Consider the following 14,952-nt stretch of genomic DNA (forward strand, 5'->3'; position numbering starts at 1 on the left):
TATCGTAAAACTTAGTATTCCCTTTGCCACCATAACGATGATAAATATTATGGATTTCAAAGAACAATAGCATTTAAAAGGTTGTATAATAAATAAACCTCTTGTACAGCAAAATATGATAAGTACAATTACTGAGCATAATTAAATTTTAGATGCTGATTCTCAAGATTTACTGAAATTCCTTTACTTCAAAATCTAAGGAATAGCCAATATATAGCAATTAGCGACTAATTAATTGTTGTTGTTTGCCCATTGCCTTATATGAACCTATATTTTTAACTAAAAACCAAGTAAAATAAAGCTCCGTCAAAATTTAAGCAACAATAAAATATGGTTTAATTATCTTCATTTAGCTTTATATCCATTACGTTTGAGTGGAGAGTCATGACGATGCATCAGGCTATCGGGTAAAAACTCTAATTTATATAAAGGTTGAACAGGCTTATTCTCAAGTTTAGAATTGCCACTGTCTCCTAAAGGGATAGCATTCTTAAAAGAATTTGGTATCGGAGCTGCATCGTCAATGTCAGTTTTTTTGTGTTGCATATGATAATGAACATTTGGATCTGTCGGAATCTTTAACACCGGAGTATTAGACTTGTAGCGACTTCCTCTCATATTCAAATCTGCACCCTCCCTATCTATTGGCAGACTATTCGATTTTACTACATTAAAACGTTCATCCGAATTGGGCTCCAATTTTAAATCAAAATTTTTCGATCCGTATTTATTACCCTCTGTACCAAACTTAGCACTTGATGTATCTCTGGATACACTATATGCATGTGTTGCAAAAAATGAAATACAGAAACAAACTAAACTTAATATCTTTTTCATATCGAGTATTTTTATAAAATATTTATCTAAAATAAAGCTTAATCCTTCATAATGAAACATTAAGCTTGTTAAACATTGTTAAAAGCAATTAAATCAAATAAAGCATCCCTATATTTGTAACAAATGAAGAAAAGTAGCATAGTTTTAATTATTAGCTTGATGACCCTAGCATTACTGGGAGTGGCAGCTATGCAATTTTATTTTATCAGAGAATCCTATCGTCAAAAATCACAATTGTTTGACGAATCGGTCAATGCTTCCTTAACGGCAGTCGCAGGTAAAATAGAACGTCGGGAGGTAATTGATTTTGCAAAAGTGCAACAGCAAACCAATATCAAAAAATATCAATTTGAGCAGGAGAAGCAAAGGCATCTTGCTGAACAATTGAAAATGCAAAGAGATCTGGAAAACTTAAGAGCTGATCAATATGCCATAAAAGAAAAATTTAAAGAAGCTGAAGATCAACTAAAAGAAACATTTCCTAGTGTTGTATCTATTGAAAATTCATTTTATGAGACTTACATCAATAGAAAAAGTAAAGAAAATGTATTAAGCATTGACGTCATCAAATACAACAGTCCTGATCATGTCATAAAAGAATATGTAGAAATTGGAGCAACCAAATTTCTACCAAAAGAAAATGCAAAAGATGATAGTGCAAGATTCGTTATACCAACAATAGATCCTATCTTAAAGCAAGCAATTGAGTATAAAATTGCGACTTTACCTCCAAGATTCAATAAACAGATTGCTAAGAAAATAGTAGATCTTGAAAATAAGTTGGAAAATATGAGCGGTCAGAATTTGATTGGAACTGGTAAAAATGTATTTGATACTATCGCAGCTATTGGCGGGAAAAGAAGCGGTCTTATTGAAGATGTTGCTATTGGAATGGAGCTATCCAAACGCCCATTTAGAGAGCGCTTAAATATTAATCTCATTCAAAACTTATTAAAAGAGGAACTTGCAGAAAGAGATATCAATTATCCTTTTAATATTGAAGTTCGCGATAGCAGTAATATCGTTTTCAGTGTACAAACCATCGATAATATTATTAAACCAAATAAAATAACTCGTTATTCAACAGCTCTATTTAAAGGAGATATTGGTTCTCCTCCAGGAAGATTAAGCGTTTATTTTCCTAGAAAAAGTACTATCATTGTTGATAATATGAGTTATCTATTGCTCCCTACAATAGCTTTGCTTTTCCTATTAATTGGCTGTTTTGCATATACCCTATTAATCATATTCAAACAGAAAAAAGTTTCAGAGATGAAAACTGATTTTATCAACAATATGACGCACGAATTTAAAACACCTGTTGCTACAATTATGATAGCTAGTGAATCCTTGCGAGATCCAGAGATCATATCTGATGAGCGTAGAGTAAAGCGTCTTGCAAATATTATATATGATGAAAATGTGAGATTAGGTAACCATATCGAACGAGTATTAGATATTGCCCGTCTGGAAAAAGAAACATTAAAGTTAGAAAAAACACCTATTCACATTAATGATCTGCTTTCAGCAGTATTAGACAGCATGCAACTTCAAATACAAAAAGTAGGTGGCAAATTTGAACATCACTTTGATGCACAAAATGATATTGTAGTAGGAGATGAACTTCATTTGTCAAATGTATTTTTCAACTTGGTAGATAATGCTATAAAATACAGTAAAGATAATCCACACATAATTGTGAAAACCAAAAATACAAAAGAAAGTATTCAAATTACAATTATTGATAATGGGATTGGAATGGCAAAAGATCATTTATTAAAAATATTTGATCAATTTTATCGCATTCCTACAGGAAATGTCCACAACGTAAAAGGTTTTGGATTGGGACTATCATATGTTTATGATATTATTAAAAGAATGAATGGTAAAATTCAAGTAAAAAGCGATAAAGATAAGGGAACGCAGTTTGACATTCTATTACCCATAAAAAATTAAATTTAAAACGATATTAATTTCGTATATTATCATCAATATTCGAACAAAACCATAAGAATATGCAGAAGATACTATTAGCAGAAGACGATCCAAACTTAGGAGATTTATTAAAAGATTATTTAGAGCTTAAAGGGAAATTTGATGTCACCTTATGTACAGATGGTGAAGAAGCTGTCAATCAATTTCGCAAGAGCAGTTATGATCTTTGCATTTTAGACGTCATGATGCCCAAGAAAGATGGCTTTACAGTAGGCCGAGAAATCAGGAAAATAAATACAACAACCCCCATCATATTTGCTACTGCAAAAGGTATGATGGAAGATAAAACAGAAGCATTTGAACTTGGTGGCGATGATTATATCACAAAACCATTTCGAGTGGAAGAATTACTCCTTCGCATAAATGCATTGCTTAAGCGTGTTGTAAGAGAGAAAGATGATCAGGTTGTAAGCGATAAATTTGAGATTGGAGAGTACTTCTTCGATTATACAAGTCAACAAATTGCGCATAAAGGTGTGCAACAAAAACTATCAACGAAAGAAGCGGAATTATTACGTCTACTTTGTCTAAAAAAGAATGATGTACTGACTCGAGAAGAAGCCCTTTTAAAAATTTGGCATGATGACAATTACTTTACAGGCCGGAGTATGGACGTTTTCTTAAGCAAATTGAGAAAATACCTACGAGATGATCCCAAAGTTGAAATTGTCAATGTACATGGAAAAGGCTATAAATTATTGGTTAGCTAATACACAATTACTAGAATAATAAAGAGATGTTAAAAACATCTCTTTTTGTTTATCTTGCAACAATGAAACTATCGATTCCATTTTTTTTAATCCTTTCAATCTTTTGCTCTTCTACATCGCTTTATGCGCAAAAAGATACTTTACAAAATGATAATCAAGATTTTGAAACCAATGCTAAGCCAATAAATTATAAGCAATTAATAGTTCCTGCGGCTTTAATGACTTACGGAGTAATCTCATTAAATAGCCCATACCTCAAACATAAGGATCAACAAATAAACAATTCAATTAATAATGATCCGTCCAAAACCTTTAAACTTGATAATGTTAGTGTTTTCATTCCTTCTGCAGCGGTCTTTGGGCTTGACTTACTCGGAATACCAAGTAAGCACAATTTAAAACAACGCTTAGTGGTAAGTTCGATTGCCCATGCAATCACCTTATCAGCAGTATATACCATAAAAAAAACGACACCTACTTGGAGACCCGATCGCGCAGATCAAGAATCTTTTCCTTCAGGACATACTGCTGTACCTTTTACCGGTGCAGAAATTCTATGGCAAGAATATAAAGATCAATCCATTTGGTATGGTATTGCAGGCTATACAATTGCGGCGGGAACAGGTTACCTGAGAATGTATAATCATAAACATTGGTTTTCTGACGTCGCCATGGGAGCTGGTATTGGTATTATGGGAACAAAAATTGCATACTGGCTCTTACCATTATTTGATAAACACTTGCAATCAAAAAAAACAAGTTACCTAACGATGGCAATACCATTTTACAATGGAAAACAAATTGGTTTGTCTGCTAATTTCCAATTTTAAACCTTGGTTTATTATCATTTTTATATAAAAGTTACAAAATATTTGTTTTTATAAAACTAATTCCGATATTTACAGCGCTTATAGAGAAAGGCAGAGGGAATAGACCCAATGAAGCCTTAGCAACCTGTCGATTGACAAGGTGCTACATTCTACCCCATCAAAAAGTGGGAATGATAAGCTAGACACAAAATATATCTTGTGCCCTCCTCTCTAAAAGCAATCAAAAAATTTAGTAAATAGATTCAAGAATTTTTGATCGTTTTTTATTTCGAATAAAAAAATCCTTCTAATTTCTTGCTTCGTTAAGGTTGAACAAATAAAATAATTTTATATTTATGTTACTAACGAACAACTTAGGTTACCCACGTGTAGGTGCCTTCCGCGAGTTGAAAAAGGCCAATGAAGCATATTGGGCTAAAAAAATCAGCGCGCAAGAATTATTGCAGGCTGGACTGAAAATCCGTGAAGGCAACTGGAAAACTCAAAAAGATGCTGGCATCGATTTGATTCCTTCCAATGATTTTTCATTTTATGACCAAGTTTTAGACTTGACATTAACTGTAGGTGCAATCCCTGCACAATATCAATCACTTTTAAATAACGAAGATAAAGGATACAATTTGGACCTTTACTTTGCAATGGCGCGTGGTTTCCAGCAAGATGGCGTTGACGTAACGGCAATGGAAATGACAAAATGGTTTGATACCAACTACCATTACATCGTACCTGAATTCGTGAAAAATCAAGAATTCAAATTGACTTCAGAGAAATTCTTAAATGAATATAATGAAGCAAAATCTTTAGGTATTGAAACGAAGCCTGTGTTAATTGGCCCGATCTCATACTTATTATTAGGTAAAGAAAAAGAATCTGGTTTCAACCGTATCGATTTAATCGATAAGTTGGTTCCTGTATATGAAGAAATCTTAACTAAATTGGCTACCGCTGGTGCAAAATATGTACAAATTGATGAGCCATTTTTAGCTTTAGATATTGATGATGCAACACGTGCTCTATACACTCGTGTATTTACTAAATTAGCTGCTGCTGCTAAAGACATCAAAATTATTGTAACGACTTATTTCGAGGCTTTACGTGACAACGAAGAAACAGCTCTAAACTTACCAGTTTACGCAGTTCATGTTGATTTAGTAAGAGGTGAAAACCAACTCGACACTATATTAGCCAAAGTTCCGGCTTCATTAACACTTTCTTTGGGTGTAGTTGAAGGTCGCAACATTTGGAAAAATGATTACGTAAAATCTTTAGCACAAATCAAAAAAGCTGTTGATGCTTTAGGCAAAGACCGTGTATTAGTAGGACCTTCGAGTTCATTATTACACGTACCTTTCGATTTAGACAATGAAGATAATGAAGAGTCATTGCCTAAAGAAGTTAAAAATTGGTTGGCATTTGCTAAGCAAAAATTAGCAGAGGTAAAAGATTTAGCGATCTTAGCTGAAGGCGAAGTAGATGCAAAAACCGCTGAGCGTTTCGAAGCCAATAAGGCTGCTGCGGAAGACCGTCGTACATCTTCTTTAATCCACAAGCCTGAAGTTAAAGAACGTACAGCAAATATCACTGATGATGATGCTAAACGTACATCTACTTTCTTAGCTCGTAAAGAAGCACAACAAGCGAAATTTAATCTTCCAGCATTTCCAACAACGACAATTGGTTCATTCCCACAAACTAAAGATGTTCGTAAATGGAGAGCTGATTTGAAAAAAGGCGCAATTTCTCAAGAACAATACGATAAAGAAATCGCAGAAGAGACAGAAAGAACAATCCGTCTTCAGGAGCAATTGGATATCGATGTATTAGTTCATGGTGAATTCGAACGTAATGACATGGTTGAGTACTTCGGAGAGCAATTAGCAGGTTATGCCTTCACTAAAAACGGATGGGTTCAGTCATATGGTTCACGTTGTGTAAAACCTCCAGTTATTTATGGTGATGTTTACCGTCCTGCTGATATGACCGTACGTTGGTCTTCATACGCTCAAACCCTGACAAACCGTCCAGTAAAAGGAATGTTAACGGGGCCGGTTACGATCTTACAATGGTCATTCGTACGTAACGATCAACCACGCTCTACAACAACTTACCAAATTGCATTAGCGATTTTAGATGAAGTACAAGCTTTAGAAAAAGCAGGTATTAAAATTATCCAAATCGATGAACCTGCAATTCGTGAAGGTCTGCCATTACGTAAAGCTGATCACCAACAATATTTAGATTGGGCTGTACGTTCATTCCGAGTTTCATCTTCGAATGTAGATGACGATACACAGATTCACACCCATATGTGTTACTCTGAGTTCAACGATATCATTGAAGATATTGCTGCAATGGATGCTGATGTAATTACTATCGAGACTTCACGTTCGCAAATGGAATTATTAGATGCATTTGCTGCAGATTTTAAATATCCAAACGATATTGGACCAGGTGTATATGACATTCACTCTCCTCGTGTTCCGAGTACAGAAGAGATGGTTGAATTATTACGTAAAGCAAAAGCGGTAGTTCCAGCTGAACAACTTTGGGTAAATCCTGACTGTGGTTTAAAAACACGTGCTTGGCCAGAGACTAAAGCTGCCTTAGAAGCTATGGTTGAAGCTGCTAAAATCTTGCGAGCTGAATAAGTTTAGATTTTTAGAATTATAAATATAAAAGATCCTGAAGTTAAATCACTTCAGGATCTTTTTTTTGTAAAAAAATAATAGTTTCTATTTAATACTTTAATATAGAAAGTTTAAATTTACCCTAATCAAAAAAGTGTATATCATGAAAACTTTCACTTGTCTTTTATACTTTCTGTTTTTTGTATCAATCTATACCTTTGCACAAGAGGGCTATCCCACTCCACCATTCAAATCAAACACTCTTTTTTATATACAACATAGCGAAGGTCATAACACCTATGTTTATGAAGCAAATATGAGTGATAAACAGCATTTCAATAACAAGAATCCTATCAATAACTATCGGATTTTATATGATAAAGGAGGAGAAATTAAACCTTTAACTGGTATCCAACAAAAATTTGCCTACGGTATTATAACAAAAGAACTAGGCAATAATACATTTGAGTTTGAGATTGTGTCTTACAAAAATCAACCCTTATATCTCAAGATGGATAAAGCAGGAAAGCCTTATGTGGAAACCACATTAAATGGTCACAAATTTAATCTCCATCGTATTTTCATCAAACAAAAAGAGGGAACTTCAGGCTTAGGGACGCAAGTTGAATATCTCATATTTTACGGCACAGACCACAGGGGTACCAAAGTACGAGAGAAATTGATACCATAGTTGACATTAGGCGCCAATCCCATTGCCTACTGTCATATTCAACTCTTTAATGCATTAGATTTTTTATTTAATTAGTTTACATCATTTGATTGAAAAAGAAAATGAGGCGTTTATTTGACGTTGTTGCATCATAATATTTAAACGTATACCCTTCTTTAATTCAGGGGAAGGATATACGTGTTATTCATCTCATCTCAGAAACAATCTATTGAGTTTATCCTCAATTAGAAAGAATAAACTGTCAATTAGTTATTTTTTGCTTTTACGTCCTATTTTCCGTTTTCCTTTTATTCGATCTTCAACGTCTTTGATCGTGGACAACATCTCACTATCTAAATTTTCCAATCTAACCAAATTTAATACTTTTAAGGCTTTTTTAAATTTTTTAAGTTTTTCCAATATAAGTACCCTTTTTAATAAAAATAAAGAAGATGAAACTCCGGGTATTGTTAAAGCAAACTCAATTGTTTTTTCTGCCTCTTCATATGCATTGGTATCAATCAAGGTTTGTATATAAGGTTGATAAATTTCCAAAGCATATAAATTATGTACTAACGCTTCTTGAAAATATTTCTTTGCTTGTTCAAAATCAAACAACTGTTCCGCATGAAGTCTCCCCATCAGACATAGTGCCATCGTATTTGAATCATCATAAGACAAGGCGTATGACAAAGATTCTAACGTATTTTCTAGGTAATATGGATAACTATCCAATGCCTGTAACACATATTTATTCATAAAATATATTGCATCAATTCTCAAAAGATCCTTAAATAAGCGATGTCTATTTAAGGATCAATAATTAAATAAAAGATTATCTTAAATACCTCGACTCACGAAATACCAAAGAAATCATTAATTGCTCGAACATTGTCGAGACCAAAATAAAGTCAAAAGAGGAGTAACTACGAGAAAAAAGTATTCTGAAGAATATACCCAAGATCCTTCTTTTGGATTGAAGTAGGGTTATTTAATATAGCAAACATATTCTTCTATTATTAATTGTGAATACCTAATTGATTTTGCAAATATTTAAAACAAAATTGAAATTTCAAAATAAATTTATCAAAAACTATTTAGGTATACGTTTCACGATCAACAGCAAATTATTTTCCAGAACCAAATAGCCATACTCATAAATAAAATAGTAGGTCTGTCCTTTAGCATTGATGAAATTATGAGTATGATATTTTAAATCAAAGCCTTGCAGCAACATCTTTTCCTTGCTTATCTTGAGTATCCCTTCATCTCCCAGAACTTCTTGTAGAATACGCCTGTTCTTACGCAATGTATGATTGATCTTTCTGATCAAGTTCGTTTGATCACTATTCTGTTTATAGTTATAACTATTGCGACAGGCATCATCACAAAATCTTTTATCAGAGCGTCCCCTTATTGACTTTTTACAATCTAGACATTTTTTTAAATTAATTTCTTCTTCCATAAATCATAAAATAAACGACAACAAACGCTTACAAACGGTTATAGTCGATTACAAACGTTTATTAACCGATTAAAATCTCAATTACTTTTCACTTTTGTTTCTGTTTCCTAAGCATAATTCGAAAGGATGCATTTATTGAAGTTAAACAATTTTACAAACATTTAAAAGCAAAGTTATGAGCAGATTAAAAAACAGAATTCAATTGATTGGACACTTAGGTTCTGATCCCGTGGTAAAAATTAGCACAAGCGGAACTAAAGTATCAACCTTACGTTTAGCTACCAAAGATCTATTTAAAAACAAAGCTGGTGAATGGGTTGATGAAACCCAGTGGCATACTTTAGTGATCTGGGGCAACCTTAATACTACTGTAGAAAAATATTGTCTAAGAGGTTCAGAGTTACTAGTAGAGGGAAAACTTACCTACCGCGAATACGAAGATAATAATGGAAATAACAAGACAATTACAGAAATCAAAGTCGACAGTTTAATTGTTATGAATAAATCTAAATTAAGGAAACGAAATGAAGAAATTTCTAGTCAAGAAATTACAGAAGAAGACTTACCATTTTAATTAAATAGTAGTAAAAACAAACATTTCAATCCAGATGATTGTTTCTTATTTAAACTCAATATCATATGAAAAGAATATTTCCAATATCATTAATCGTGTTAACTTGCCTTTCTTTATCGAGCTGTTCGGTCATTGAAGGTATTTTCAAAGCAGGAGTTTGGTCAGGTATAATCATCGTTGTGGTCGTTGTTGCTTTAGTAATATGGCTACTAGCTAAACTTTTTGGTGGAGGTAGTAAAAACTAACATAACTTACAAGATATGCCTAAAAATATTTTAGGCATATTTTTTTAATTATATCTATGTTTCATTACTATTGAACTACTAAACTTTTTCAAACTTTCCATACAATTTCCAATAATATCGAATATCAGACAAGGAAAATAAACTTTTTTTCCAAGAGCTAAGAATCAGCGATATCTGTTCCCCATTTTGCTCATACTTCCCTACAAAAACTTCCTCTTCAGACAAAAACAAACCCAAGTTATTGTGAAGAAGATGCAGATATTCCATTTCAATACCTTCAAAAATTAGTATACTTTGCTCTTTAACTTCCAATTCCAATGGAGCGGCAATCAATTCTGAAAACTCAATGGCTAAAAACTTATGCTTACTTTGAATAGGAAGCTGAAGTTGTGGTGCGCCCTCTATTTGCTTTAACAAATCAGTATTGTTCATCATAACTTCTCGGGTCAATAAGGGAATACCTGCTAATTTTTTTGTGCTATTTGTTACAATAGCTGGTTCAAAATAATCACTGAAATTTAAAATTTGATTAACAGAAAGATTTTCTTGAATTAAACTCTGCAAAGGAATGCCAAAATAATTAGCAATTATCATTACTGTTTCTATTTTAGGCTCAGCTCTTAATTCTTCATAAGACGAAATATTACCTCTGCTTAGATTAAATAAATCAGCAAATGCTTGTTGGCTTAACCCTCTCACCTTTCTTAATTTCTTTATATTATTACCAATATTTGTCATTTTTAAAAAAAAAAATAAAATTTTTTGCAAAATATTTTTGCAAAAATATTATCTTTATGCAAAGAATATATGCAATATATAAAAAACTAAATTATGTACTTCTCAAAAATTGAAAATTTTATTAGCAATATCGGATACGATATCTTTTATAAAGATGAGAAAGAAGGCGTTTTCATCATTCAAAATGAATTAGATGGCATTCACAATTTGATTGTAGGTATAGCTAATCCAATTTTAATTTTTGAACAATACTTATTTACAATTTCCAATGAAAGTATGGAATTGTTTAAATCACTACTCATTAAAAATAGGGACATGATCCACGGTGGTTTCGCGTTAACAGAAGACGGTAAAAAAGTAATTTTTAGATACACACTACAAATCAGCAATATTGACCAAAATGAATTTGATGCAGCCATCAATTCTTTAAGCTTATTAATCAGTGAGTATTACAATCAACTAATTAACTTCTCTAAATTATAGTAATTATGAATATTTTTAAAAGAATTTTCAGGATTGGTCAAGCGGAAATACACGCTGTCGTTGAAAAAATGGAAGATCCAATCAAAATGACGGAACAAGGTATCCGGGAAATGAAAGAAGATTTAGAACAAGCCCTTGAGGCATATGCTAAAGTAAAAGCATTAGCAATTCGTACCAAAAGCAATTTTGAGAAAAAACAAGAAGAAGCAAACCTGTTTGAAGGAAAAGCTATTCTCTTATTAAAGAAAGCACAGAATGGAGAACTTCAAGTTGATAAAGCTGAAAACTTAGCAAAAGAGGCTCTCTTATTAAAAAAGCAATTTATAGCAGAGGCGATAGAATTAGAAAAACAAAGTATAATTCATCTTCAGTCAGCAGATGAATTACATAAGAATGTAGATGTACTCAAATTCAACATTACGAAATGGGAAAGCGAATTAACCACATTAAAAGCTCGTGTAAAAGTGTCTAACGCCGCTAAGATGGTCAATAAGCAATTGGCGAATATTGATTCAAATAGTACCATATCTATGCTGGAACGAATGAAAGTTAAAGTAGAGGAAGATGAAGCGTTAGCAAAAGCATATGGCGAAATTGCACATGGGAATAAATCGATCATTGATGAAATCAATGAAACAATTTCAAATAAGGACTCCATCAATGCCGAACTAGAAGCTTTAAAATTAAAACTTAATAATGATGAGAAAATTTGAATACAAAACAATTAAAATCGAACCTAAAGGTTTTTGGGGGACAAAACTTGATGAAGATCGAATAGATGAAATACTTAACGAATTAGGTGCTCAGGGCTGGGAACTTGTATCGATGCAAGATTTAGAGATCGGCGGAAGTTCTTGGTCATTTCACTATACATTCAAAAGAGAATTATAACAAAACCGAACCCATTATGAGCGAATTATTCAACCTCCTTTTCAATCCAGTATCCAACGGTATCATGACTGTACTGACAGGAATTTCGCTGTTATATTGGATAATTATGTCCTTTGCGGGGGATGGATTACATCTCTTTGATGGCGATGTGGACCTGGATGGTCACCTCCACTCTACTGCTGATGTAACAGACGTAGACAGTTCACAAGATTTACATCACCATTCGGACGCCGATACACATATAGAGCCATCATTTTTCGCAAAAGCAATGGATTTCATTAATGTTGGCAAAGTTCCTATTATGATCATCGTTACACTTTTCAAATTTATTGGATGGATCATCACGATCATTTCTTCATTACTTTTAAATACCGCCACCTGGGGACTGAAATCCCTTTTTATTTTAATTCCTATATTTTTCATCACTTTTATATTAATGCATTTTTTCACTAAACCTCTTGTAAAACTTTTTAAAAACATTGGATATCATGGGGAAGAACCGATTGATTTCCTTGGGAGAATAGGAAAAATGAAAGCAACAATAGAAGGAAAAAAACTGGGATCAGCAGAATTTTTGATCGAAAGAGATCCTATACGGCTTTATGTAGAAAGTCTAAATGGAGAAAAAATAGAATATGGAGATGAAGTCATTATTGTTGATGAATCAAAAGACAAAAAAATATATTACGTAACCAAAGAAATAACCATTCACAATATTTAATTATTAACCATGCAGTTACAAACTCTTTTATTTATAGATGGGATAACAGGTCTCATCCTCTTGATTGTAGGAATTATAGTTTTACTAATTTTTGCATTTTTCATTGTATTAAGTGCTTTCTACAAAAAAATTCCACAAGGAAAAGCAATAGTAAGAACTGGGATTGGCGGGACAAATGTTGCTTTCAACAAAGGGATGTATGTCATTCCAGTTTTTCACAAAATGGAGATAATGGATATTTCAGTAAAAAAGATTGAAATATCCAGAATGCAGCACGATGGATTAATATGTAAGGACAATATTCGTGCTGATATTAAGGTCGCATTTTTTGTGCGTGTTAATAAGTCTGTTGATGATGTAATCAGTGTAGCACAAAATTTAGGATGTGAGCGCGCGAGTGATCCAGATACGTTAAAAAGTATTTTTGAATCCAAATTTTCAGAAGCACTAAAAACTGTAGGAAAAAAATTCGACTTTATTGAATTGTACGAAGCTCGACGGGAATTTAGAAATGAAATTCTAAATATTATTGGGACAGATTTGAATGGCTATATATTAGACGACTGTGCAATCGATTATTTAGAACAAACAGAATTGAAATTTTTAAGTCCAGATAATATTTTAGATTCACAGGGTATCCGTAAAATCACTGAACTAACTGCAGCTCAGAATATTCATGCCAATTTAATACGTCGTGATGAAGAAAAAGTAATTAAAAAACAGAATGTAGAAACGCGTGAGGCAATACTTGAGTTAGATCGACAATTAGCTGAAAAAGAAGAGAAACAACGTCGCGAAATCGACAATATTAAAGCTCGTGAAGATGCTGAAATAGCGAAAGTTAGAGAAGAAGAGCGTCTAAAATCCGAAACTGTCCGCATCTCTACAGAAGAACAGTTAGCTATTCAAGAAGAAAATAAGCTTCGTCAGATTATCATTGCAGAGAAAAACAAATTACGTACTAGTGCGGTTGAAACTGAACGTGTGGAAAAAGATCGTGCACTGGAAGAGACAGAGCGAATAAGAATTGTCACATTAGCACAAATTGATAAGGAACGTTCAATTGAAATCGAAAAGAAAAATATTCAAAATGTAATCAAAGAGCGTGTTCAACTCGAAAAAGGTGTTGTAGAAGAACAACAAGGTGTCAAAGATATAGAGGTATTCCGTGAAGTTGAACGAAAAAAACAAGCAGGTGTTATTGCGGCATCACAAGAAGCCGAAGAGCGTCTAATATCAACTGTCAAAGCTGCTGAAGCAGATAAAATAGCTTCTGAACAAAAAGCTGAGCAAGATGTTATTTTTGCGGAGTCCCGCAGAAAAGTTGCCGAGAAAAAAGCGCAAGAGTTATTAATCGATGCTGATGCGAAAAAAGAAGCATCAGTAAAAGAAGCAGAAGGTCGTAAAATAATTGCCGAAGCACAAGCGAAAGAGGATGCTGCTTTAGGTCTATCTGAGGCAGAAGTTATGATAGCGAAAGCAGAAGCAATTCAAATACAGGGTACTGCAGAGGCATCTATCATCGAGAAAAAAGCTGAAGCAAGCCGTAAGCAGGGAATAATGGAGGCAGAGGTAACGCGAGAGAAAGCAATTGCTGAAGCCACGGGTATTCAAGAAAAAGCTGAAGCAATGAAAAAGTTAGATGGTGTTGGAAGAGATCACGAAGAATTCAAGCTTCAACTACAAAAAGAAAAAGATATTGAATTGGCTCAAATAGGCATTCAAAAAGATATCGCAGCTTCACAAGCATCTGTATTGGCAGAAGCGTTAAAAACTGCAAAAATTGATATCGTTGGAGGTGAGACTATGTTCTTCGAAAACATTGTACGCCAAGTTTCTAATTCCAAAGGATTTGATCATTTAATCAATAATTCAAAACATGCAACAGACATCAAAAATTCATTGTTGGGTCCAGACGGAAAAGGTGATCTGGCAGAAAAAGTACGTGGCTTAGCCGATAAATATGGTATTTCATCTAATGATATCAAAAATCTAACTGTCTCCGCTGCCTTGGTTCAATTACAACAAGCAGCCAAAAATGCGGATGATAATGAAGATACTAATTTCATCAACTCGTTATTCGGTTTAGCCAAAAACTTAGGAATATCAAACAAAAAATTGATCTAATTTTTACACATATGTCAACTTGATAACGGATTGTTTTCA

The 14,952-nt window shown here is 33.2% G+C and carries 16 protein-coding genes and 1 riboswitch; of the genes, 12 read left to right on the forward strand and 4 right to left on the reverse strand.

The window, feature by feature from the left end; genetic code table 11:
- Positions 1–345: 345 nt before the first annotated feature.
- The gene (locus tag HCX49_RS18925) at positions 346–837 is read right to left on the reverse strand and encodes a hypothetical protein (protein WP_132771558.1); all 492 of its coding nucleotides are present in this window, start codon (positions 835–837) and stop codon (positions 346–348) included.
- A gap of 123 nt (positions 838–960) precedes the next feature.
- Between HCX49_RS18925 and HCX49_RS18930 the strand changes: the two genes are divergently transcribed.
- The 5 genes from HCX49_RS18930 (at position 961) to HCX49_RS18950 (ending at position 7,690) form a co-directional block, all read left to right on the forward strand.
- Positions 961–2,793, forward strand: coding sequence for a sensor histidine kinase (locus tag HCX49_RS18930; protein WP_132771559.1), 1,833 nt, complete (start codon positions 961–963; stop codon positions 2,791–2,793).
- Positions 2,794–2,852: 59 nt separating this feature from the next.
- Entirely contained in the window at positions 2,853–3,542 is a 690-nt protein-coding gene (locus HCX49_RS18935; RefSeq protein ID WP_021192386.1) for a response regulator transcription factor, read from the forward strand.
- A 62-nt stretch (positions 3,543–3,604) separates the two neighbouring features.
- Positions 3,605–4,372: a phosphatase PAP2 family protein gene (locus HCX49_RS18940; protein ID WP_132771800.1), complete on the forward strand. Its 768-nt coding sequence runs from the start codon at positions 3,605–3,607 to the stop codon at positions 4,370–4,372.
- A gap of 75 nt (positions 4,373–4,447) precedes the next feature.
- Positions 4,448–4,552: riboswitch (SAM riboswitch) on the forward strand.
- A 155-nt stretch (positions 4,553–4,707) separates the two neighbouring features.
- Entirely contained in the window at positions 4,708–7,020 is a 2,313-nt protein-coding gene (gene metE, locus HCX49_RS18945) for a 5-methyltetrahydropteroyltriglutamate--homocysteine S-methyltransferase (RefSeq protein WP_132771560.1), read from the forward strand.
- A 142-nt stretch (positions 7,021–7,162) separates the two neighbouring features.
- A complete protein-coding gene (locus tag HCX49_RS18950) occupies positions 7,163–7,690 on the forward strand; it encodes a DUF4833 domain-containing protein (RefSeq protein ID WP_021192384.1) in 528 nt (175 codons plus the stop codon).
- 249 nt (positions 7,691–7,939) lie between these two features.
- Here HCX49_RS18950 and HCX49_RS18955 read toward each other — a convergent pair whose 3' ends face one another.
- Both HCX49_RS18955 and HCX49_RS18960 read right to left on the reverse strand, forming a co-directional pair.
- Positions 7,940–8,428 (reverse strand): hypothetical protein, encoded by a 489-nt coding sequence (locus HCX49_RS18955; RefSeq protein ID WP_021192383.1) that lies wholly within the window; start codon positions 8,426–8,428, stop codon positions 7,940–7,942.
- A 334-nt stretch (positions 8,429–8,762) separates the two neighbouring features.
- Positions 8,763–9,134 (reverse strand): hypothetical protein, encoded by a 372-nt coding sequence (locus tag HCX49_RS18960; RefSeq protein ID WP_021192382.1) that lies wholly within the window; start codon positions 9,132–9,134, stop codon positions 8,763–8,765.
- 175 nt (positions 9,135–9,309) lie between these two features.
- Between HCX49_RS18960 and HCX49_RS18965 the strand changes: the two genes are divergently transcribed.
- Both HCX49_RS18965 and HCX49_RS18970 read left to right on the forward strand, forming a co-directional pair.
- Complete coding sequence (locus HCX49_RS18965) at positions 9,310–9,708, forward strand: single-stranded DNA-binding protein (protein ID WP_132771561.1); 399 nt, start codon at positions 9,310–9,312, stop codon at positions 9,706–9,708.
- A gap of 65 nt (positions 9,709–9,773) precedes the next feature.
- Positions 9,774–9,953, forward strand: a complete 180-nt coding sequence (locus HCX49_RS18970) for a hypothetical protein (RefSeq protein WP_084825378.1) — start codon at positions 9,774–9,776, stop codon at positions 9,951–9,953.
- Positions 9,954–10,031: 78 nt separating this feature from the next.
- Here the strand turns inward: HCX49_RS18970 and HCX49_RS18975 are convergent, their stop codons facing one another.
- Positions 10,032–10,691 carry a helix-turn-helix domain-containing protein gene (locus HCX49_RS18975; protein ID WP_132771562.1) on the reverse strand — a complete coding sequence of 220 codons (660 nt, stop codon included), beginning with the start codon at positions 10,689–10,691 and terminating at the stop codon, positions 10,032–10,034.
- Positions 10,692–10,784: 93 nt separating this feature from the next.
- On the opposite strand from HCX49_RS18975, the gene HCX49_RS18980 reads away from it, so the two are divergent.
- From HCX49_RS18980 to HCX49_RS19000, 5 genes are read left to right on the forward strand one after another with little or no spacing between them, the layout of a single operon-like run.
- Positions 10,785–11,174, forward strand: a complete 390-nt coding sequence (locus tag HCX49_RS18980) for a YbjN domain-containing protein (RefSeq protein WP_021192378.1) — start codon at positions 10,785–10,787, stop codon at positions 11,172–11,174.
- A gap of 5 nt (positions 11,175–11,179) precedes the next feature.
- Positions 11,180–11,887: a PspA/IM30 family protein gene (locus tag HCX49_RS18985; protein ID WP_021192377.1), complete on the forward strand. Its 708-nt coding sequence runs from the start codon at positions 11,180–11,182 to the stop codon at positions 11,885–11,887.
- Positions 11,871–12,065: a DUF4177 domain-containing protein gene (locus tag HCX49_RS18990; protein WP_206368603.1), complete on the forward strand. Its 195-nt coding sequence runs from the start codon at positions 11,871–11,873 to the stop codon at positions 12,063–12,065. The genes HCX49_RS18985 and HCX49_RS18990 overlap by 17 nt, the downstream gene beginning before the upstream one ends.
- A gap of 16 nt (positions 12,066–12,081) precedes the next feature.
- Positions 12,082–12,786: an OB-fold-containig protein gene (locus HCX49_RS18995; RefSeq protein WP_132771563.1), complete on the forward strand. Its 705-nt coding sequence runs from the start codon at positions 12,082–12,084 to the stop codon at positions 12,784–12,786.
- Positions 12,787–12,795: 9 nt separating this feature from the next.
- Entirely contained in the window at positions 12,796–14,913 is a 2,118-nt protein-coding gene (locus HCX49_RS19000) for a flotillin family protein (protein WP_132771564.1), read from the forward strand.
- The last annotated feature ends 39 nt before the right edge of the window (positions 14,914–14,952 follow it).

Origin of the sequence: Sphingobacterium sp. B16(2022) (assembly GCF_012030425.1) — a bacterium.
GTDB lineage: Bacteria > Bacteroidota > Bacteroidia > Sphingobacteriales > Sphingobacteriaceae > Sphingobacterium > Sphingobacterium anhuiense.